Genomic DNA, 20,537 nt, shown 5'->3' on the forward strand with positions numbered 1-20,537 from the left:
TTCATCCCTACGCGGACATCCAGGGTTTTCAGAGTGTTTCGTTACCGAGTAGGTCGAGTGTGCGCTGTAGGAGCATTTCGATACGGTCTTCGACGTCGTCGACCATGTCGGGAACGCCGGCCAAAGCGGTATGTGCGCGGCGTCGTGCATCGACGCCTGAGCGGTAGTACCCGGGATCGAGTTCCACTGAGCGCTCCAACTCGACTGAGCGCTCCAACTCGGTAGGGTCGACGACCTGGGGTTGTTCGGTGTCCCAGCGATTCTGCGAGGTGACGACGCGATGGAGGCGCGAGTTGTGTAGCGGTGCGTTCCCGGCGCGGTGCATGGCAAGTACCGATCCGATTTCGGCGGCAGTCATCGCGGCGACGGGTAGGGGCATGTGCCCCCATCGATCGATCGGGACCGCGATCGGGCCCGATCGGATCGGCCACGCAGACATTTCGGGAAACCTGTTGTCCTGCAAATGCTCTGCGAGCAGAGTTGTCGAGGGGTATCGGTCGGAAAACTGCAAGACCGTGCGCCACCGCTCCCACACTTCGACCGGCTTGAAGTCGGTGACGCCGTGGGCGTTGATACGAATGCGGTGGTGGCCGCTGATCCAGACACTCTCCCCGTCGATGGTGATCTCGCCGCGGTCTAGAGATGCAATCGCCCTGTGCGACAGACCAGCTCCGGCCAAGAGAAGTAGTACGGCGTCACGGCGTCCGAACAATGCCGCCGTCGATCCATCGGTCGGTAGTCCGGCCGCGATCACCTGATACTGCACGGCGCATCTGGTGGTTCTTGCGCTGCGGGCAGAATCCAATGCCAACCGGAGCGAAGTCGCGCGACCCGGCGCGGGGTGGCCGGCATCGAGGTGGACGTGGTTGATGGCGGAGACCCGTCGCAACTGCACCGTCTCGCCAGCAGGGTTCCCGTCGAGAAACTCCGCCAATGTGGTTGGCGTCGCGGGTAGGGGCTCGACGTCGGCGGCAGCGCACCAGTCGGCGAACAGCGCCCACTGGTAGCGGTACCCGCTCACGCGGTGCTCTGGCTCGGTGCCACCTGCGCGACGGTACCGGCCTGGGCCGACACAGGCGGATCGGGACACCCGGAGCGGACGACTACAACGATCCTGACCAGAACCCATCGGGATGCGAAGTCTGCCAATCGCCTCGGCAGCAGTTACCGCACCGTCAGTAGAAATTGACGGTGCGGCGGGGGACGCCTTACGCCGGGATGTGGTAGGCCGCCGAGTGCAGTTATCGCACCGTCAAGAAGGGTTGACGCCCAGCATTTCAGCCGTGGATGCATGCCGACCGCGACGTTGAGATCTTCAGTAAACCCCCAGGCTCGCAGAGGATACGTGGCGCGCGCCGTCCGTTGGCGCGCGGACCAGTAGCGCGTTCCCCTGCCCCCCGCCGCCGCACAAGGCGGCAGCGCCGGTGCCTCCACCGCGACGATTCAGTGAGTGGGCCAGCGACAAAGCGAGTCGTGCACCGGACATCCCGACAGGGTGTCCGAGTGCGATCGCCCCGCCATTGATGTTTACTCGATTCATGTCGAGTCCTAGCTGTCGCACCGAAGCGAGGACGACGCCTGCGAACGCTTCATTGATTTCCACCTGATCCAAGTCACCGATCTTCAGGCCGTCTTTTTGGAGGGCCTTGGTGATCGCCTGTGCGGGCTGATAAAGCAGCGAGGTGTCGGGGCCTGCGACGAATGCAGACGCACCGAGCTCAGCGAGCGAATCGATCCCGAGCTTCTGAGCCTTGGTTTTGCTCATCAACACGACCGCGGCCGCGCCGTCGGACAGCTGCGACGAAGAACCAGCGGTGATGACTCCGTCCTTCAGGAATGCGGGTCGAAGCGTGCTCAGCGCTTCAACTGTGGTTCCGCCGCGGATGCCCTCGTCGTCAGTGACGGTTGTCGGACCGCGTCGGGACTTGATCTCGACTGGCACGATCTCGTCGCCGAAAGATCCGTTCTTCGTGGCTGTGGCAGCGAGCGTGTGTGACCGAACGGCGAAGGAGTCCTGATTCGCACGATCGAGATCGGTGCCTTGCATGTAGCGGTCGGTAGCTTCACCCATGGAGACCTCGTCGAACCCGCAGGTAAGGGCGTCGCGATCGAGCGCGTCATCGAGACATGCACTACCGTAACGGAATCCGGTGCGTGCACCGCGCGCGAGATACGGTGCATTGGTCATGGACTCCATGCCGCCCGCGACGACGATGTCTGCATCGCCCGACTCGATGAGTCGGTTCGCGTCGATGATCGCCTGCAGCCCGGACAAGCACAGGTTGTTGATCGTGACGGCCGGACTGGACAACGGGATACCCGCAACAGCTGCGGCCAGTCGGGCGGGATTCGGACCGACGCCCGCCTGCACGACGTTGCCCATGATGACTGCATCGACCATGGACGCATCGATTTTGGCTTTACCCAGGGCGCTTCGGATTGCGTGCGCACCGAGGTCGACGGCGCTCAGCGAAGACAACGCACCCGCGAGCTTGCCTATCGGAGTACGAGCCCCGGCCACCAGGACGGTGTTGGTCATAGTTCGGTTCCTTCGTAGGTGGACTGCTGTTGCGTGTGGGTGGGTCAGTGGCTGATCTGGTCGGGGAGCGTCTGGACGATGATGTTGTGCGCCTCATCGAGAATTGTTTGCACTACCTCTGCGCAGCTTGCGACCTCACGAATCAATCCTTGAGCTTGGCTGGCCCACCACAGCCCGTCGTCGATGTTCCCGTTGCCATATACCTGTTCGCGGCCGCGTGCACCGCTAGCCAGAGCTGCGACGTCCGCGAAAGTTGCTCCGGTACGTTTGGATATATCGGCAATTTTTTCGGACACAGCGTTTCGTGCCACGCGTGCTGTGTTGTCGAATTCGCGAAACACGAGCACCGTGTCACGTTCGGTGTTTCGAACGATCTGGTTTTTCACGTTGTCGTGGATCGGGGCTTCGGTGGTGGCCATGAACCGCGTTCCCATATTGACTGCCGAAGCGCCCAGAGCGAGCGCGGCCACGAGGCCCGAGCCGGTCGCGATTCCGCCGCTTGCGATGATGGGAATTGTCAAGGCATGGGCGGCAGCTGGGATGAGGACGAGGCCGGGTATGTCGTCTGCGCCTGGATGGCCAGCGCATTCGAAGCCGTCGATGCTGACGGCGTCGACGCCGACTTGTTCGGCTTTGATTGCGTGTCGAACCGAGACTGCTTTGTGGATGACCTTTATGCCGGCTGCTCTGAATGCTGGTAGGTGAGGTTGCGGGTTTCCGCCCGCGGTTTCGACGATGGTGATCCCGGCGGCGATGATGGCGTCCCGGTACTCGTCGTACGGAACGGGGGTGATGGTGGGCAAAATCGTCAGGTTGACGCCGAAGGGCCGGTCGGTCATGTCCCGGCACCGCATAATTTCCTTGACCAAGGCCTCCGGCGAAGGCTGAGTCAGGGCGGTGATGAATCCAAGGGCACCGGTATTTGCCACAGCGCCGATCAGATCGGCGTTGCCGACTGCCGTCATACCACCGCAGACAATGGGGTGCTCGATGCCGAAGGTTCGGGTGAATGCGTTGTCGAACAAGTACTTTCCTTTGGCTCGTCACAGGCCTCTGTGCAGTAAGGGTGTGGTCTAAACCTGTGCAGATCGTGAAGGCGCTGCTTCGTTTCCGCTCTGTTCCATTGGGCGGTGGCGTGTTTCGGGGAGAAACGACGCGCAGATCAGGCTCAAGACGCCGAAGCCGGTCAGCATCCATCCCACAGCGTGACTGCCGTATCGACTGGCCAGCTCTGCAGCAAGTGTCGGGGCGGTTCCGCCGCCGACGACGCCAGCGATGGCGTACGCCATGCCCGCACCCGTGTAGCGATACTCGGTCTTGAACATCTCCGGCAGCAGAGCACCGGCGGGGCCGTAGGAGATTCCCATGATGATCAAGGCCAGAGTGAGACCGGCGAAGAACGCCAAGGGTGAGCCGATGTCGATGAGCGGGAACAACAACAGGCCCCCAGGGATCGACAGCAGGCACGATCCCAACACCATCCTGCGACGCCCGACCCGATCCGAGTACGTGGCCGCAAGCGCTGTGGCAGCTGCGAATACGAGAGCGGCGAGCAGCCCCAGAGACAGGACGGCGGTGCGGCTCAGGCCAAGGGTGGCGGTGCCGTATGACGTGAGGTAGGCGGTACCGATGTAGAAGAAGGCAAACATCATCGACAGCGCACCCGCGGCGAGCAACAGTTCGCGCGGTTGATTCTTGAACACCCCGATCAGTGGCCCGGTCGCCGATCCCTGGCGCGGAGCCTGGCGAGCAAACATGGGGGTTTCTTCGACCTTCAAGCGGACGTAGAGCCCGATGAGGACGAGAAGTGCGCTGGCCAGGAAGGGGATTCGCCAGCCGTAATCGAGGAAAGCACTCGAGGTCTCTCCGACGAACAGGTTCACGATCAGAAAGGTTCCGCTGGAGAGGACGAAAGCAAGCGATGGACCGAGTTGCGGGAACAACGCGTAGAGCCCCCGTTTCCCTTTCGGGGCGTACTCGGTGGCCAACAGGGTTGCGCCGGCCCACTCACCACCGACCGCAAGACCTTGCGCGACGCGGAGTACAACCAGAATGATCGGTGCTGCGATCCCGATCGAGGACGCGCTGGGGATACAACCGATGAGAACGGTGGCGATACCCATCAGCAACAGGGTGCTGATCAGAGTCTTCTTTCGGCCGATTCGGTCACCGAAATGTCCGAATATAGCCGCGCCGAGTGGGCGTGCAATGAACGCGACCGCGAAGGTCGCAAAAGAGGCGACCGTGCCGGCCGCAGTGCCGAGTGCAGGAAAGAAGACTTTCGGGAACACCAGGGCCGCGGCCGTGCCGTAGATGAAGAAGTCGTAGAACTCGATCGTGGTTCCGGTGCAGCTCGCTATCGCGACGCGGCGCATGGGGGTGGCAGGGGGCACGCCTACCGGGTCGATCATTCTGGACATGAAAATCTCCTGCTCGACGGGCCCTGGCAGTCCGATGACCGGCGGGCTGTGTACGAGGAGAAGTGTGAGCGTCATTACATCCGTCGAGAACCCCCCAAAGTGGGTCGCGCTCTCTCGTAACCCCTTTCGGGGGTAGTTTGTGTCAGCGGATGAGACCACGCTCGCGGGCTATCAGCACGGCCTGCATGCGGTTGCCGGCGTGAAGCTTGCGCATCGCACTCTTGAGGTAGGACTTGACGGTGTTGGGAAGCAGACCCAGAGTCTCCCCGACGTCCTTGTTGCTGGAGCCGCGGGCGATCTCGGTGAGGACGTCGACTTCGCGAGGCCGCAACGACACCGCGGGCGTCGAGGACGGGGCGGGTACCAAGATCGGTGCGAAGCGGCTACCGATGGCCTCTAATCGCATACGCAAGGTGGCGTCATCGACGGCGACCGCAAGATTGGTGAGCTCTTGCGCTATGTCGAACATATCGGCGCGACTGAGGGTCGCCTGGTCCGGCTGAGCACGGGTCCTGAGAAGAGCCATCCGGCGATTGACTTCGTCTTCGACGGCGATGTCGCGCTCGATGCGTCTGATCAACGGTGTGAAGCTGTCGAACCATCGATCCCCCAGCGGCACGTGAGTACGAGCGGCGAGGTATACCAGGATGCGCGGAGTGCGATCGACGACGATCGGTAGCGCAGCGAGAGTTTCGATTGCCTCCGGCCGCACCGCGTGGTCGTAGACGTGGGTGATTCCCTGCGCGGAGAAGTAGTTTGCGACCGAGACCGGACGCGCAAGCCGTAGCGCTTTGCCGCCGAGACCCTCGCCGTTTCGCACAACGAGATTGACGGCAGACCGGGTACGCACTCCGGCAAGATCGGTGATCTCCATCGCCGTTGCACCCCGGTGCACCGGACCCCCGAAGACCATATCCATTCCTGCCTGACGGCGGAGTTGTTCGAGCGACCGGGCAAGAATCCGCCGCTCGATCGGCAGTGCAGGCTCGAACGGGCTGTCCATTCGTTCACCTCCTCGGGGGTTCTGTTTCCGACAGTAGTGAGTACGGTCACAGTGGGGCAATCCTGTACCTCCGAAAGGGGGTGCGGGCGGCAGACCTCCCTTCGGGGGTGCCGCATGGCAGTTCTCTGGGTCACATTTGATCGTGTGAACGGAGGAGCACACATGACCACGCAACCGAGCTATGCCGCTGGACCGACCGACACGCCCCTGCTCGACGACACCATCGGAGACGCGTTCGACCGCACCGTGACGTCCTTCCCTGATCGAGAAGCTGTGGTGGATGTGCAGTCCGGTCGCCGCTGGACGTACGCAACATTGGGTTCCGATGTCGATGCACTGGCGTCGGCGATGATCGATCTCGGTGTTCAGGCAGGCGATCGGGTCGGCATCTGGGCACCGAACTGCCCTGAATGGACGATCGTGCAGATTGCCGCAGCCAAAGCGGGTGCGATATTGGTGGCGATCAACCCCGCCTACCGGACCCATGAACTCGAATACGTACTGTCCCAATCCGGCATCAGCACGATGTTCGCGTTGCCGTCGTTCAAGTCGTCCGACTACGCCGCGATGCTCGCCTCGGCCGCACCGAAGTCCCCGGCCCTCGAACAGGTGGTGTACTTCGGAACGGATCAGTGGGCGGACCTCCTGACACACGGAAGCCACCTCCCGGCGCAGCTGTTGGCGATCAGACAAGGCGCTCTCGACGCGAGCGACCCCATCAACATTCAATACACTTCGGGGACAACCGGATTCCCGAAAGGCGTCACGCTCTCTCACCGCAATATCCTCAACAACGGATACTTCGTCGGCAACATGGTCGGCTATACCGAGCAGGACCGGATCTGCGTGCCGGTGCCCTTCTACCATTGCTTCGGAATGGTGATGGGCAATCTCGGCGCGATAGCGCACGGTGCGTGCGTCGTCATCCCCGCTCCCGCGTTCGATCCGACCGCAACCTTGAAGGCATGTCAGCAGGAGCGGTGCACCTCCCTGTACGGCGTGCCGACCATGTTCATAGCCCTGCTGGAGGTACCCGGGTTCGATACCTTCGATCTCTCTGCGATCCGAACCGGCATCATGGCCGGCTCACCGTGCCCGGTCGAGGTCATGAAGCAGATCTGCCGATGGATGCCCGAAGTCGCGATCGCCTACGGCATGACCGAAACCTCACCCGCGTCGACACAGACGGCGGCCGACGATCCCCTCGAGCGCAGGGTGTCCACGGTCGGACGCGCGCACCCTCACGTGAAGCTTAGGATCATCGATCCGGTCAGCGGCGACACGGTGCCGTGCGGCGAGCCCGGCGAGCTCTGTGTACGGGGCTACTCCGTGATGCTGGGCTATTGGAACCAACCCGACAAGACAGCCGAAACCATCGACGCCGACGGGTGGATTCATACCGGGGACCTTGCTGTGATGGACGACGACCACTTCGTCTCTATCACGGGGCGTATCAAGGACTTGGTCATTCGCGGCGGGGAGAACGTCTATCCCCGAGAGATCGAGGAGTTTCTCTACACCCACCCCGACATTCTCGACGCCCAGGTCATCGGAGTTCCGGACGACAAGTTTGGCGAGGAACTGATGGTGTGGCTTCGTCTGAGGGCCGGTGCGGCACCGATCGATGCCGAGGACCTGCGCGCGTTCTGCACGGGCAAACTCGCAAGGTACAAGATCCCTCGGTTCGTGCACTGCGTCGAGGAATTCCCCATGACCGTCAGCGGCAAAGTTCGCAAGGCCGAGATGCGCGAGCGTGCTCGCGACATTCTCGGCATCGCCACCACTACCGATCCCCACACTGCAGCAATCGGATAGGAAACGACATGAGCTGGACCATCGAACGACGTGGACGCGTTGCCGTAGTCACCATGAACACCAACCCCGTCAACGCACAGAACAGAGCATTCTTCGCCGACCTGCACGACGCGTTCGACGAGCTCGAACGCGAGCACACCGACTCTCCCGTCGTATTGACCGGCACCGGCACCCGGTTCTCGGCAGGACTCGACCTCGGTGAGCACTTCCCTCTGTTCGCGGGCGACACCGACACCGTCGCCTCTTGGTTCCAGGACTACCGCGCCACGAACATGCGGCTCTTCACCTATCCGCGCCCCACCGTGGCAGCGGTCAACGGCCATGCGTTCGCAGGCGGTTTGATCACCGCTGCTGTGTGTGACCGGCGAGTGGCAGTCAACGAGGGTGCCAAATTCGGAATCAACGAGGTCCCAATCGGAATCCCGATGCCCGCGGTGTACCTCCGAATGCTCGCCTACGCGTGGGGTGAGCCCGTCGCGTCACGGGCGTGTCTGCAGGGAGAGATATACGGAACCGACGACGCGCTTCGTTTGGGTTTCGTCCACGAACTGGCCGCGGCAGACGAGCTTGTCGACCGGGCGGTGACCATTGCCGAATCGACTCCCGAGGACTGCATCGGCAACTACGCGTACACCAAGCGCGCCCTGCAAGCACCCGCTCTGCGCGATATCGCCGCACTGTCGGATCCACTCGACGTAGCCGAACTTGCGGCCGGCATGACCAGCGAGGGGTCCCGCCGCGCGCATCGTCGCTACTGGGAACAGCTCAAGGGCAGGCCCGCCGAGTGGTGAGTCGTGGCGAATGATCAAGGCCTGCTGCCGGACTGGCTGATCTGGCACCAGCGTCCGTTCCCCGACTCGAACCTACTGCTGATCGACGGGGCGACGCCCGCACTCGTCGACAGTGGGTTCGTCGCGCATGCAGAAGACACCGCCGCATTGGTACAGGAGCACACCCGGCACCTGCACCGCGTGGTGAACACACATTGGCATTCCGACCATGTGGGGGCCAACGGGCTCTTGCAGGCGAGGGGCGCAGGTATTGCGGCCAGCGTCCCGGATGCCGACGCGCTCGCGCGCAGGGACCCGGGATGCTGCTCCGCCGAATACCTCGATCAGCCCGTTGCGCCGTACACCGTGGACGAGCCGCTGACGGGCGAGACCGTCCTACGCCTCGGCGATACCGATTGGCAGGTGGTGCTCACCCCCGGTCACACCGCCGGACATATCGCCCTGTGGCAACCGGACGAGCGAGTGCTGATCGTGGGAGATGCACTGTCGGACTACGACGTCGGATGGGTCGATCGGGCCCAGGACGGACCGGACGTCGCTGCAGTGGCAGCATCCTCGCTCCGGAGACTCGCGCAGCTGATGCCGCGGACCGTGATTCCTGCGCACGGCTGCATTCCGGTTGATCCCGTCGCCGCGTTCGACAACGCACTACGCCGGGCCGATCGCCTCGTCGACGATCCGGACGGTGCGGTCTGGTACGGAATACGCCGAATATTCGCTTTTGCGTTGATGATTCGCGGCGGGATCACCGTCGCCGACGTCGACGAGTACCTGAATCGACGGATGTGGTTGACAGACGCTGCGCGCCTGCTGCGTACCTCCCCTGAATCGCTGTCAAGCGAGTTGGTCGAATCTATGGTTCGAAGCAAAGCCGTCGTCGTACGGTCCGGGATCCTGCACGCGGCAGCAGCGCACACAGCGGTGTCGCAACGAGCACTCGACGTGGTGCCATTTCCGCGTGAGTGGCCAGCGGTCGCCGCGCGGGCATGAACCCGTCCTGGACCTCACGGCGAGGGCACGTCTGCGAGCGCGACGATTGCTCGCCTACCGAGGCTGCGACGGATGTGCTCGGTCATCGATTTCGCTGCAACATCAGCATTTCCGGCGGCGACGGCTTCGTAGATCGCACGGTGCTCGGCTTCGACCCGTGCGCGATCACGGGTGGAATCTCCGCCGTGCCGAAGGCCGACGAGCCGGTAGCGGTCGGCCTTGTCCCACAGCCGCTCGAGAATGTCGATCAGAACCGGGTTTGCGGACGCTCGGTAGACGGCGCGATGGAACTCACGGTGACGCAGGAGTGCGTCGAGATCCCCCGCATCGGTAATGGGCTCGAGCCTGCCGAGCGCGAGCTCGATGTTCGAGATGTCGGAGTTCGTTCGATTTTGCGCCGCCAACGATGTCGCGAGCGGGTCGAGGCTCTCGCGGACCTGGTAGAGATGGCGAGCCTCCTCGGCGGAGACCGGGGTTACCCGCGCGTCGCGGTGCGCTTCGAGTGAAATCATTCCCTCCGCTGCGAGCCGTCGGATCGCTTCTCGCAGCGGTGTCGTGCTCACCCCCAGTTCTGCGGCCAATTTCGCCTGGCCGATGACCGATCCCGCCTCGAGATCTCCGGTGAGGATTTGAGTCCGCAGCTGCGCGTACGCGTAATCGGTCTTGGTGAACGCGGTATCGGGATAAACCATTCTGCGGGCCTTCCCTCGGCACAGGTGAACAACCGTCGACTCGGACTCTAACACTGAGGCTATAGGTTATAACCTATAGTGAGATGATGACCTCTTATTCGACGGCGACGATCACCGATGACGACGGCCGAGTTTTGACCATCGTCGACGTCGAAGCCACGGTCGGGACGGAGGTCTACCGCAGGTGGCCGGTAGTTCTACGCCTGCTCGCCGAAAACGTCCTTCGGACCGGATCACCCGAGGTCGGCGCACGTGCGCTTCGCGACCTACAGTCCTGGCTCGAAAACCGCTCCAGCACCGCCGAAATCCCGTTCCTGCCGGGCCGTCTGATGATGCACGACACCACGAGCACGCCGGCGCTGGTGGACATCGCCGCGATGCGTGACGTCGTGGCCGCCCGCGGCGGTGACCCGACGTCGCTGACTCCGGTCCTCCCCGTCGAGGTGTCGGTCGATCATTCCCTCGCCGTGGAAGCCTTCGCGCAGGGCGACGCCGCCGGCATCAATCTCGCCCACGACATGCGTCGCAACGGCGAGCGCTATCGCTTTCTCGCCTGGGCATCGAAGGCAATGAAGACGGTGCACATCAGCCGGCCAGGCACCGGCATCATGCACACGATCAATCTCGAACAACTCGCCACAGTGGTCACCGTCGAACATCGACACGGTGTCGACTGGGCAGTGCCGGACATGATGCTCGGAACCGACTCTCACACCCCGATGATCAACGGACTCGGCGTCTTGGCCTGGGGAATCGGAGGGCTCGAAGCCCAATCTGTCATGTTCGGCATGCCCACCACGCTGCAGATTCCCGACGTCGTCGGCGTCCGGTTGACCGGCACCATGCCGCCCGGGGTCATGGCGACCGACCTCGCCCTGACGGTGACCCACCGACTGCGCGAGATCGGAGTCACGGGTGAATTCGTCGAGTTCTACGGGCCCGGGGTGTCGTCGTTGACCGTCGGAGACCGCTCGGTCGTTGCGAACATGGCACCCGAGTACGGTGCCACCACCGGCTACTTCCCGGTGGACGAGCATGCTCTCGAATACCTGTCCGACACAGGACGAACCGAGCGTCATTGCCTTCTTGTCGATACCGTCGTCCGGCGGTCCGGGCTGTGGTTCGACCCCGATGCAATTCCGGACTACACCCGATCCATCACCATCGATCTCTCGCTCATCGAGACCTCCGTCGCCGGACCGCGCCGCCCACAAGACCTGATGCCGCTTTCGGCCGCACGAGATGCCATAACGCGGGATGGAGCGCCCCCGACGAACGACGGCGGCCCTCTGCCGGACTTCCCGGTCGCCATTGCATCGATCACCAGCTGCACCAACACCTCCGATCCGCGACTTCTGATAGCCGCCGGCCTGTTGGCCAGAAGAGCACGCCAGCGCGGACTCACCACACCGTCGTGGGTCAAGACCTCCCTGGCACCCGGATCACCCTCCGCCGCAAGCATTCTCGACCGCGCAGAGCTGATCGACGATCTCGCCGCAGTCGGTTTCGACATCGTCGGCTACGGCTGCGCAACGTGTATCGGTAATTCCGGCGGCCTGCTAGACGCCGTTGCTCGCGCCGTGGACACCGGCGTCCGTACCCCGGTCGCTGTGCTCTCGGGCAACCGCAACTTCCCCGGTCGGGTGCACCCCGATCTCGAGTTGGGGTTGCTGATGTCGCCGCCACTGGTGATCGCCTACGCCTTGGCCGGCGACGCCTCGATCGATCTGACCACCGAGCCTCTGGGCGTCGACACCGAGGGCAATCCGGTTCACCTGTCGGATATCTGGCCTGACGCCACCGAGATCGACCGCATCCTCGCTGCGGCACGACGACCCCAGGACGTCCTCGACGATTTCGCGTCGGCGTCGGCGAACACTGCCTGGGACGCAATCGAGGCTCCGACCGGTCCAATGTTTCCTTGGGATCCCGACTCGACGGCCCTGCGTCCATCGCCCTTCGCCGACCGGGAGTTCGCGGACAATGTTCTGGGGGACTTCACCGCTTATCCGTTGCTGGTGCTCGGCGACGACATCACCACCGACCACATCTCCCCTGCCAGCGCCATACCCAAACACAGTTCCGCCGCGGATTACCTGGTCGAGCGGGGAGTCTCCCGCGATGACCTCAACGTCTTCGCATCGCGTCGCGGAAATTGGGAGCTCATGGTACGCGGCGCATTTCACAACCGCAGCGTCCGCAACGCACTGGCCCCCGACGCGCCGATCGCGCACACCGTGCACAGCCCCAGTGGCGACGTCATGCCGCTGCTGACCGCAGCCCGACGATACAGCGCTGACGGGAACTCCCTGGTCATCGTCGCCGGCGAGCGTTACGGGATGGGTTCCTCACGCGACTGGGCCGCGAAGGCCGTCCGGTTGCTCGGGGTGCGCGCCGTCCTCGCGCGCAGTTTCGAGCGCATCCATCGCTCCAACCTCATCGGAGTCGGTGTCCTGCCACTCATCGTTCCATCCGACGCCGCCGATGCGCTCGCACTGTGCGTTCCCGGGGACCGTATTAGGGTCGCCGCGCTACCGCACGACCTCCATACCCGTGAGGTGACGGTGACTCTGTTACGCAGAGACGGCACCGAACTGGTGTTCATCACGGTCGTTGCGGCCGAGACCGAACAGGACGAGCAACTCCTGCGGCGCGGGGGCGTCATTCCCGCGATTCTGGACCGTACTGCTGCTGGTTAGTCGCGAACTCCGCGCTATTCTTCGACTGCCGCGCCGATGGAGCGGAGGTGGGTCCTGAACGTGACGCGGGGGTCGGCCTGCCTCGCGGCGCGGTAGGCCTCGAACTGTGACTGTTCGCGAAAGGTCGATCCAGCCGTCATCCTCGCGGCCTGAGTGCGTTCGGTATCGCGGATCGATGCCGCCTGTACTGCTACTTCGGCGGCTCGGTCGATCGGTACGAACAAGACCCCGTCGTCATCGGCCAGGACGAAATCTGCAGCAGTCACGACGTGAGAGCCACACGACGCTTCCGATACCGCCATATCCGGACCGCCTTCGTCGGCGCGATCCGGTCCGACCGCAAGCGCACCGGCACTGAAAATCGGCATACGAATTGTTGTGAGCTGCCGGGTATCTCGATGCAATCCCCAGACAACGATGCCCGACAACCCTGCCTGTGCCGTCTCGAGCGCGACAAGGTCACCGATACAGGCTTCGTCGTCGCGGCCGCCGTTGTCGACGACGAGTACCTCACCTCGCTCCGAACGATCGAGCGCGTCCAAGAACACATCGACGCTACCGCGGTGAATCACGGGGTGAACGCGACCGACGAGATGGATGCCGTCCCACAGTGGCCTCAAGTGCTTCGGTGCACATCGAACCGGAACGCCCAGGCGCATACATGCGTCCGCGACGTGAGCGGTGGCGAGGTCGAGGTACCCCCACTGCAGTGCACTGTTGTTCACGTTAAATCTCTTTCTGCTCGAACCGATTTGGGTAGTCAACGAATTTGCTCGATGAGCAGGACTGCTCCGATGCCGATCATCGCGATGCCGGATAGTCGGGTCACGACACGAGCCGCTTGCGGCCGTGCACTGAGCACCCGTCGCGCTCCGAGTGCGACACCTACATAGACAACGGCGCAACTGGCAATGTGGACCAGCCCGAGAACGACGATCTGAGCCGAAACAGGAAGTCCTGCAGCGCGGGAGGTGAACTGCGGTAACAGAGCCAAGAACAGGAGGAAGACTTTCGGATTGAGAACACTGACGCCCACTCCCGTGAACGCCTGTCGCACCCCGGATGTCGATGCCGCATCCATATCCGCCCGTGGGGCAGGGGGATTGCGCACTGCACCGATGCCGAGCCACGCCAGATAGAGCGCACCGACGACCGTCAGCCCGGTCATGACGTTCGGTGATTCGGCGACCAGAGCCGCCACGCCCGCTGCGACAACCAGGGTCGCGATGAGATGCCCCGTCAGCATTCCACCGACGGCAGGTAGGACCGACCGCTGGCGCAGGCCCGCAGAGATCGCGTAGGCCCAGTCCGCGCCCGGTGTCAGGACGAACAACGCGGACACCGCCCAGAAGGCGGCGATACTTCCCAGTGTCATCTACTCGAACTCCGATCCTCGCGGCATTGACTCCCCTCGGGCAATGATAGATAGGATCAGCAGGTATTTTTACCTATAGATTGCTGCTTTCAGTCTCGCGGTTGGTAGATTCGACCCTGTGGATCGAATCGATAAGAAGATTCTTGCGGAGCTGCAGCAGGATGGCCGCCTGTCGGTGACCGAACTCGCCGAGCGAGTGAGCCTGAGCGTCTCACCGTGCCATCGCCGAGTGAAGGCATTGGAGGCTTCCGGGGCCATCAGTAGCTATCGAGCGTTGCTCGATGCCGAGGTGCTGGGCCTGACGTTCGAGGCCCTCATTTTCGTCAGCATGCACACCGCCGACCGATCGACCATCGCAGCATTCGAAGACGCCGTGGCAAAGGTCCCGAACATTCTTCAAGTGCAGCGATTGTTCGGCGACCCCGACTACCTGATGCGAGTCATCGCCCGCGACAGGTCCGCATTCCAGCAACTCTACGATCACAGTCTCGCGACACTGCCTGGCGTTCAACGACTTGTGTCGACCCTGGTCATGAAGAACGTCGTACTCGACCGCTCCCTGCCGTTGTGAACCGATCGCGGCCTGTTACTGCTGCGCGACAACCACAATGCCGTCCACGTCGGAATACAGGTAGTCCCCCGGCTCGAAGTCGACCCGACCGAAAGAGACGGTGACTGCGACTTCACCGACGCCGGTCTTGGAACTCTTTCTCGGGTTCGTTCCCAACGCTTTGATCCCGATCGGTAGGCGGTCGAGCTCTGCGGAGTCACGCACTGCGGCGTTGACGACGAGTCCAGCCCATCCGTTCTCGACGGCCAGCTCGGCCATGTGGTCGCCCATCAGTGCAACGTGCACCGAACCCCCACCGTCGACGACGAGGACGTCTCCGTTGCCCGGCGATTCCAGCAAGCCCCTCATCAGGAAGTTGTCCTCAAGGCAGCGGACCGTGCGGATCTTTCCGCTGAACCGGTCCACGGACCCGAAAGATCGGAACTGGGTGTCGCACGAACGGACAGTCGGGCCGATGTCGTCGGCCAAGTCGTTCGTCGATACCTCACCGGCGCTGAACTGCTCGGCTACGGACATGCGTGTACTCCATTTCGGTCGATGTTCGGTGGGCCAGCGATGGAGGACTACGCCGGCTCTGCCTTTTGTTCGATTCGACTCTCGGCGAGCGCCTCGTTGAGGCGCTTGGTTGCTCGTTCCATATGCACCGTCATGGCCGCAGACGAGGCGTCGCCGTTCTGCGCGGCGATGCCCTCGAAAACGGGAACGTGCTCGAGGTACGACGGCTCGTGGGAGTCCGCGGCGTCCATGACGCGTCGGATCCACACGTCGAGAAGTGTGCCGATACTGCCGAGCATGCTCGACAGCACTGTGTTTCCGGTCGATCTGGCGATACTCAGATGGAAAGCGACGTCCGCGTCGACGAATTCTGCGGTGGTCTTGGCACGGCGCATGTCCTCGAGGTGGCCTTTGATCTCGGCCAGATCCTCTTCGGACCTGCGCTCGGCGGCCAGTCGCGAGGTGAGGATCTCGAGGTGTTGCCGCGTTTCCACGAGATCGGACGTTCTCTGCTCTCCGACCAGTAAGCCCCACTCCACCACGCGCGGAAGAAGGCTCGAGTCCGGTGATCGCACGTAGGTGCCGTCACCTTGCCTGACCTCGAGGAGCCCGAGCAGGCCCAGTGACTTCAACGCCTCACGGACGACGAACCGTCCGACTCCGAACGATTCTGCCAACTGACGCTCGGACGGCATCCTCGAACCGGGTGTCATCTGGCCGGAGAACACCGCTTCCAGCAACGCTTTGGCGACCTCTGCAGACAGAGGTTCGCGCGGAGTCTGCGTGATACGTGCAAATTGGTCGCCCACTCAACCACTGTAGCGTATGTCATCATCGCTACGCTGGCTCGACGCACGGTGGGTCAGTCGGGCACGTTCGGTTGCGGTCAATCCACCCCACACTCCATAGGGCTCGCCGGCTTGCAATGCGTACTCGCGACATCGGCTCACGACCGGGCACTGCGCACAGATCTCTTTCGCTTCCTGCTCCCGTTCGGTTCTACTGCGACCACGCAGGCCGTTCGGTGCAAAGAACGTCGCCGACGAGGTTCCTCGGCAGCGTCCGAGCAGTTGCCACTCCCATTCCTCTGTCCGGGCCGGGGGTAGTACGGGCGGCGTAGCTGCGTATTTCGCGATGCGGGCACGATCGGTCATCTGTGCCATAGGGGCTCTCCTTTCAGTGCGTCTCGATGGTGCCGAGCAACATCGGAACCGCGAATGTATTTCGATGTCCGCCGGCCACAACGTATTTCGCCGCTGCTTCTTGCCATCGCGCGTAGTGCGGTGCGCTGCGATGCGTGACTCGGAATGCGTGTTCGTCGGCATATATTTCGTAGAGGTGGAATCTGGTGTCGATCGCTGCGTCGCGGTGGACGTCGAAAGTGAGACAACCAGACTCGTCCTGCAACGATGCTCGGGCGTTGACCGTGACTGCCTCCACGAACTTCTCGAGGTGTTCGGGTCGGACGTCGAGGGTGACGAACACTGTGAACGGCATCTGGTCCCCTACTTCAATCCGTCGACGCCGAGCGAGGCCGCGAGCGTCGCCAATTCCGCGACAGTCTGCGCAGGTAGTGTGATCGATCCGCCGGATTTCTCGACAGCCTCGTTCTCGATTTCTCCCGGCACGAAGATGCGGCCACCCGGTATCGGGTTCGATCTGTGCACCGCCTCGATGAGGTCGTCCATCCTGGCGTCGAATTCTTCCCGAGGAGCGATTGCTTCTATGTCGATCGCGAGAACAAGATGACCGCAGCCACTGCGTCTGTCGGGTACGAACGGCCCGACGATCCCGGTTGCGTAGCTACTGCCGGTCAGCACCCCCGACAGGACGTCCATCATGAACGAGATTGCGTAGCCCTTGTGGCCGGCCATCGGCAAGATGATTCCATCGATGGCAGCCTGTGGATCGTTGGTGGGCAAGCCGTCCGCGTCGATGGCCCAGCCGTCGGGAAGCCTCTGGCCTCGTTCGCGCGCAGCATAAACCTTGCCACGTGCGACCCCGGTATTTGCGATGTCGAGCACCACAGAGCCATAGGAACCGCTCGGAACAGCGATCGACCATGGATTGGCGCCGATCATCTTGTCCTTGCTTCCCCACGGTGCCATCGCGGGGCTCCCGTTCGTGGTGAGGATTCCGACGCATCCGCGCTCGGCCAGCCGCCTGGTCCAGTACGCCGCGGTACCGAAATGGTTGCTGTTGCGCACCGCGACGACACCGACGCCATGAATTTTGGCGGCATCGCCTGCCAACTGGATCGCTGTGTCCGTCACTACTTGGCCGATACCTTCTCGGCCGTCGAGCACTGTGACCGCACCGAAGGTACTGACGATCTCGGTGTCGGTCACCGGCTCCATCACACCACTCTGCAGCCGGGCGGTGTACCACGGCAAGCGCAGCATGCCGTGGGACGGATGTCCCCACATATCCGATGTGACAAGTGATTCCGCTACCAACGATGCATGCGCGGTGGGAACCCCGAGTGCTTCGAGGATCCGAGCTCCGTGATCGGCTACCTCCGCTGCGTCGAACGTATGCACTTCGCCTGTGGATACCTCGGTTCTGGCCTCGGACATCACGCGTAGATTCCGCGTAGTCGCGCTACTTCGTCCTGCGTCACCGGCGAGGTTTCTCGTCCGTGGAGAAGCAGATGCAATTTCGCCGTCTCTTCGAGTTCCTCGAGTGCGTCCGCGGCGGAAGCCAGGTCGGAACCGGCGACGACGGGTCCGTGGTTCGCCAGCAGCAATGCGTGATGATCCACAGCTGCCTTCTCCGCGAGTGGCCCGAGGGCCGCATCGCCCGGCGCGTGGTATGGCAGCAGTGGCAATTCCCCTACGCGCATTGCGTAGTAGGCAGTCAGTGGTGCAATTGCGTTGTGCGGGCTGGTATCTGCGAGACACGACACCGCCACGGAATACGTACTGTGGGTGTGGACGACGGCGCGCGCCGCTGGCCGTGCGCGGTACATCACCAGATGAAGGAACGCTTCCTTCGTCGGTTTACCACCCGCCAGGTGGTTGCCCTCCATGTCGACTCGCGCGAGGCCCTCCACCGTGAGCTCACCGAGCGAGACGCCTGTCGGTGTCATCAAGATGGTGCCGTCGTCATCGATGGCACTGAGGTTTCCGGTCCTGCCGAAGGTCAGGCTTCTGGTGAAGAACGACGCTCCCAGTGCAACCATCTGGCCACTAACGCTCATCCGAGTACTCCTATGGTTGCTGCACGGACCAACAGGTCCGGCTGTCCGAAATTGCCCGACTTCAACAGAAGCGTCACGTGTTCGGAGTTGTCATCGGTTGTGCTGCACCAGGGAACGCCCCGATCCATTTCTGCATCGACCACGACTGCCTTGACGCCCAGGGCGTCGACGACTGCACCCGAGGTCTCACCGCCGGCAACCACGATCCGCTCGGCCCCAGAGTCGACAGCCGCCTTGGCCAGTGCGCCGATCATGCGTTCCAACTCGTTCGCCACGGCCGGATCGAACGGCCCCCGATCGTCCGCCGAGGCCGACGAATACATCAGAATCGGGTCGCCACCGATGTGCGACTGCATCCATTCCAATGCATCGGGTAACAGTTCTTCCGGTGACGCCACCGTGCGCGGGTCCAGACGATAGTGCGCGAACGACGACTTCGCCTGTGCCACTTGACCGAGCGTCGCCTGCGAGCAACTCCCCGCGAAGATCACGGTGGGCCCGGTCGGTGCGGATCGAGGTGCCGGTTCGACCGAGGCGGTGTCCCGGTCGTGCAGGACCTTACCCAAGGCCCCTGCCAGTCCCGCGGATCCCGCAACGAGCGCGAACTCACCCACAGCTTCGGCTACGGACATCAGATCCGCATCCTCGACCGCGTCGATCACGACATGTCTGACACCGCTGTTCCCCGCTGACGCCAGCGCCTGGCCGATCGAGTCCGGACCGCGGTGAACAGCGGCCAAGTCCACCAGTGATACCGGGTAGGTGGTCTGTCGGCCGAGGACGGCGACGATGTCCGAGTCGGTCATCGGTGTCAGCGGGTGGTACCGCATCGAGGATTCCGACAGCAGACGATCGCCCACGAACAGGTGCCCCTGATAGACCGTGCGTCCGTGCTCGGGTGCGGCAGGACAACTGACCGTGAGTGAATCGCCGGTCGCCTCCAGCAGTGCGTCGGCCACCGGTCCGATGTTGCCGTCGTCGGTCGAGTCGAAGGTCGAGCAGTACTTGAAGTACGTGCGCGGTATTCCGACCTCGCCGGCCAACCAATGATGCGCTGCCAGAGACATTTTCACTGCCGCCTCGGCATCGAGCGACCGCGTCTTGAGCGCCACGACCACGGCATCACACGACCCGACATCGACGGATTCCTCGGGGAGACCGAACAGCAATACCGTTCGTAACCCGTGGCGACGCAGTGCCGCTGCGACATCGGTGCCGCCGGTGTAGTCGTCGGCTATGCACCCGATCTTCGGGGTACTCATCTTCGGCCTTCGTTCGATGCTGCGATCTTCGACGCAACCGAACGCGCCGCGAACCGCGGCGGGCTGACGACGGCGACACCGGTCGCCGCCGCCAACTCGTCGTGCACCGGGCTGAGCGAGTACTGCGCGATGCAGAGCAGATCGAACTCCCCGCCTGCGCCTGCGACGCCCGCCGCCAATGCAGCGACCAGACCCGGGCGGTCCTGTGCCGCCGCGGCAGCCGCCGCGCCATCACAGAAGACCGGAACCACCTCGATCCCAGCACCGTTGGCGGCCAGGTGCTCGTGCAATCTGTTCGTCGAATCTGCCGCCGAAGCGTGCAACGAAGCCAGCACTGCAACACGTCGCGGAGCCAGGCGGACGATTTCGTCCATCATGTCGGCGTCCGAACTCGTCACCGGCGCGAGAAACAGCTTGTCCGCCACCTCGACCGTATCTCCGTACATCGAGCACACCATCAGCACCGCGTCCGCTCCCCCGTCGATCCCGTGGCGGACGAGGCCGAGCATCCGATCACGCAGCGGTGGTGTCACACCGCCTAGTGTTTCGGCGTCGGACCCGAGTCGGTCGTCGAGCAGGTTCCACAACCGGGCACCCGGGAATTCTGCGGCGAACGCTGCCGCAGTGGGTGAAATGGATGCTGTCGTCGAATGCACGACAGCGATCAGGGGTTCATCGCTCACGTC

General features: G+C 63.2%; 21 protein-coding genes. 5 read left to right on the plus strand and 16 right to left on the minus strand.

Features of this window, described 5'->3' with window-relative positions; translation table 11 throughout:
* Window positions 1-28: 28 nt before the first annotated feature.
* The 5 genes from CH286_RS25490 to CH286_RS25510 form a co-directional block, all read right to left on the minus strand.
* Window positions 29-1,021 carry a hypothetical protein gene (locus CH286_RS25490; RefSeq protein ID WP_094610734.1) on the minus strand — a complete coding sequence of 331 codons (993 nt, stop codon included), beginning with the start codon at window positions 1,019-1,021 and terminating at the stop codon, window positions 29-31.
* 294 nt (window positions 1,022-1,315) lie between these two features.
* A complete protein-coding gene (locus tag CH286_RS25495; protein WP_094610735.1) occupies window positions 1,316-2,539 on the minus strand; it encodes an acetyl-CoA C-acyltransferase in 1,224 nt (407 codons plus the stop codon).
* A gap of 44 nt (window positions 2,540-2,583) precedes the next feature.
* A complete protein-coding gene (locus tag CH286_RS25500; protein ID WP_094610736.1) occupies window positions 2,584-3,564 on the minus strand; it encodes an NAD(P)H-dependent flavin oxidoreductase in 981 nt (326 codons plus the stop codon).
* Between the two features lie 48 nt (window positions 3,565-3,612).
* Window positions 3,613-4,959, minus strand: coding sequence for an MFS transporter (locus CH286_RS25505; RefSeq protein WP_176458348.1), 1,347 nt, complete (start codon window positions 4,957-4,959; stop codon window positions 3,613-3,615).
* A 142-nt stretch (window positions 4,960-5,101) separates the two neighbouring features.
* On the minus strand, window positions 5,102-5,962 hold the full coding sequence (locus tag CH286_RS25510; RefSeq protein ID WP_094610737.1) for a helix-turn-helix transcriptional regulator: 861 nt from the start codon (window positions 5,960-5,962) through the stop codon (window positions 5,102-5,104).
* Between the two features lie 162 nt (window positions 5,963-6,124).
* Between CH286_RS25510 and CH286_RS25515 the strand changes: the two genes are divergently transcribed.
* The 3 genes from CH286_RS25515 to CH286_RS25525 are packed head-to-tail and all read left to right on the plus strand — an operon-like array spanning window position 6,125 to window position 9,558.
* On the plus strand, window positions 6,125-7,777 hold the full coding sequence (locus tag CH286_RS25515) for an AMP-binding protein (protein WP_094610807.1): 1,653 nt from the start codon (window positions 6,125-6,127) through the stop codon (window positions 7,775-7,777).
* A gap of 8 nt (window positions 7,778-7,785) precedes the next feature.
* Window positions 7,786-8,568 (plus strand): enoyl-CoA hydratase/isomerase family protein, encoded by a 783-nt coding sequence (locus CH286_RS25520; protein ID WP_094610738.1) that lies wholly within the window; start codon window positions 7,786-7,788, stop codon window positions 8,566-8,568.
* A gap of 3 nt (window positions 8,569-8,571) precedes the next feature.
* Complete coding sequence (locus CH286_RS25525) at window positions 8,572-9,558, plus strand: MBL fold metallo-hydrolase (protein WP_217902953.1); 987 nt, start codon at window positions 8,572-8,574, stop codon at window positions 9,556-9,558.
* A gap of 14 nt (window positions 9,559-9,572) precedes the next feature.
* Here the strand turns inward: CH286_RS25525 and CH286_RS25530 are convergent, their stop codons facing one another.
* Window positions 9,573-10,250, minus strand: a complete 678-nt coding sequence (locus CH286_RS25530; RefSeq protein WP_094610739.1) for a GntR family transcriptional regulator — start codon at window positions 10,248-10,250, stop codon at window positions 9,573-9,575.
* A gap of 86 nt (window positions 10,251-10,336) precedes the next feature.
* Here CH286_RS25530 and acnA point away from each other — a divergent pair, with 86 nt between their 5' ends.
* Entirely contained in the window at window positions 10,337-12,949 is a 2,613-nt protein-coding gene (acnA, locus tag CH286_RS25535; RefSeq protein WP_217902954.1) for an aconitate hydratase AcnA, read from the plus strand.
* Window positions 12,950-12,963: 14 nt separating this feature from the next.
* Here the strand turns inward: acnA and CH286_RS25540 are convergent, their stop codons facing one another.
* Both CH286_RS25540 and CH286_RS25545 read right to left on the minus strand, forming a co-directional pair.
* The gene (locus CH286_RS25540) at window positions 12,964-13,674 is read right to left on the minus strand and encodes an RraA family protein (protein ID WP_094610741.1); all 711 of its coding nucleotides are present in this window, start codon (window positions 13,672-13,674) and stop codon (window positions 12,964-12,966) included.
* Between the two features lie 35 nt (window positions 13,675-13,709).
* Complete coding sequence (locus CH286_RS25545) at window positions 13,710-14,324, minus strand: LysE family translocator (protein WP_094610742.1); 615 nt, start codon at window positions 14,322-14,324, stop codon at window positions 13,710-13,712.
* Window positions 14,325-14,442: 118 nt separating this feature from the next.
* Here CH286_RS25545 and CH286_RS25550 point away from each other — a divergent pair, with 118 nt between their 5' ends.
* Window positions 14,443-14,895: an Lrp/AsnC family transcriptional regulator gene (locus CH286_RS25550; RefSeq protein ID WP_094610743.1), complete on the plus strand. Its 453-nt coding sequence runs from the start codon at window positions 14,443-14,445 to the stop codon at window positions 14,893-14,895.
* Between the two features lie 15 nt (window positions 14,896-14,910).
* Here the strand turns inward: CH286_RS25550 and rraA are convergent, their stop codons facing one another.
* Genes rraA through CH286_RS25590 form a run of 8 tightly spaced genes read right to left on the minus strand, consistent with a single transcriptional unit; the run spans window position 14,911 to window position 20,534 of the window.
* A complete protein-coding gene (gene rraA / locus CH286_RS25555; RefSeq protein ID WP_094610744.1) occupies window positions 14,911-15,411 on the minus strand; it encodes a ribonuclease E activity regulator RraA in 501 nt (166 codons plus the stop codon).
* Window positions 15,412-15,458: 47 nt separating this feature from the next.
* Complete coding sequence (locus CH286_RS25560; RefSeq protein ID WP_094610745.1) at window positions 15,459-16,199, minus strand: FadR/GntR family transcriptional regulator; 741 nt, start codon at window positions 16,197-16,199, stop codon at window positions 15,459-15,461.
* Complete coding sequence (locus tag CH286_RS25565) at window positions 16,200-16,544, minus strand: WhiB family transcriptional regulator (RefSeq protein WP_094610809.1); 345 nt, start codon at window positions 16,542-16,544, stop codon at window positions 16,200-16,202.
* A gap of 22 nt (window positions 16,545-16,566) precedes the next feature.
* On the minus strand, window positions 16,567-16,887 hold the full coding sequence (locus tag CH286_RS25570) for a putative quinol monooxygenase (protein WP_094610746.1): 321 nt from the start codon (window positions 16,885-16,887) through the stop codon (window positions 16,567-16,569).
* 8 nt (window positions 16,888-16,895) lie between these two features.
* Window positions 16,896-17,966, minus strand: a complete 1,071-nt coding sequence (locus tag CH286_RS25575; RefSeq protein WP_094610747.1) for an Ldh family oxidoreductase — start codon at window positions 17,964-17,966, stop codon at window positions 16,896-16,898.
* Window positions 17,966-18,589, minus strand: coding sequence for a 3-oxo-tetronate 4-phosphate decarboxylase (gene otnC, locus CH286_RS25580; protein WP_094610748.1), 624 nt, complete (start codon window positions 18,587-18,589; stop codon window positions 17,966-17,968). Before otnC ends, CH286_RS25575 begins: the two co-directional genes overlap by 1 nt.
* Window positions 18,586-19,851, minus strand: coding sequence for a 3-oxo-tetronate kinase (gene otnK, locus CH286_RS25585; RefSeq protein WP_094610749.1), 1,266 nt, complete (start codon window positions 19,849-19,851; stop codon window positions 18,586-18,588). Before otnK ends, otnC begins: the two co-directional genes overlap by 4 nt.
* A complete protein-coding gene (locus tag CH286_RS25590; RefSeq protein WP_094610750.1) occupies window positions 19,848-20,534 on the minus strand; it encodes a hypothetical protein in 687 nt (228 codons plus the stop codon). Before CH286_RS25590 ends, otnK begins: the two co-directional genes overlap by 4 nt.
* Window positions 20,535-20,537: the final 3 nt, after the last annotated feature.

Source organism: Rhodococcus sp. WWJCD1 (assembly GCF_002258735.1).
GTDB lineage: Bacteria > Actinomycetota > Actinomycetes > Mycobacteriales > Mycobacteriaceae > Rhodococcoides.

Coding starts and splice junctions, on each gene's coding strand:
- rraA (WP_094610744.1), bottom strand. CDS start 15,411: ATGTCCGTAGCCGAGCAGTTCAGCGCCGGTGAGGTATCGACGAACGAC.
- otnK (WP_094610749.1), bottom strand. CDS start 19,851: ATGAGTACCCCGAAGATCGGGTGCATAGCCGACGACTACACCGGCGGC.
- CH286_RS25530 (WP_094610739.1), bottom strand. CDS start 10,250: ATGGTTTATCCCGATACCGCGTTCACCAAGACCGATTACGCGTACGCG.
- otnC (WP_094610748.1), bottom strand. CDS start 18,589: ATGAGCGTTAGTGGCCAGATGGTTGCACTGGGAGCGTCGTTCTTCACC.
- CH286_RS25495 (WP_094610735.1), bottom strand. CDS start 2,539: ATGACCAACACCGTCCTGGTGGCCGGGGCTCGTACTCCGATAGGCAAG.
- CH286_RS25565 (WP_094610809.1), bottom strand. CDS start 16,544: ATGACCGATCGTGCCCGCATCGCGAAATACGCAGCTACGCCGCCCGTA.
- CH286_RS25510 (WP_094610737.1), bottom strand. CDS start 5,962: ATGGACAGCCCGTTCGAGCCTGCACTGCCGATCGAGCGGCGGATTCTT.
- CH286_RS25515 (WP_094610807.1), top strand. CDS start 6,125: ATGACCACGCAACCGAGCTATGCCGCTGGACCGACCGACACGCCCCTG.
- acnA (WP_217902954.1), top strand. CDS start 10,337: ATGACCTCTTATTCGACGGCGACGATCACCGATGACGACGGCCGAGTT.
- CH286_RS25570 (WP_094610746.1), bottom strand. CDS start 16,887: ATGCCGTTCACAGTGTTCGTCACCCTCGACGTCCGACCCGAACACCTC.
- CH286_RS25520 (WP_094610738.1), top strand. CDS start 7,786: ATGAGCTGGACCATCGAACGACGTGGACGCGTTGCCGTAGTCACCATG.
- CH286_RS25505 (WP_176458348.1), bottom strand. CDS start 4,959: ATGTCCAGAATGATCGACCCGGTAGGCGTGCCCCCTGCCACCCCCATG.
- CH286_RS25575 (WP_094610747.1), bottom strand. CDS start 17,966: ATGTCCGAGGCCAGAACCGAGGTATCCACAGGCGAAGTGCATACGTTC.
- CH286_RS25545 (WP_094610742.1), bottom strand. CDS start 14,324: ATGACACTGGGAAGTATCGCCGCCTTCTGGGCGGTGTCCGCGTTGTTC.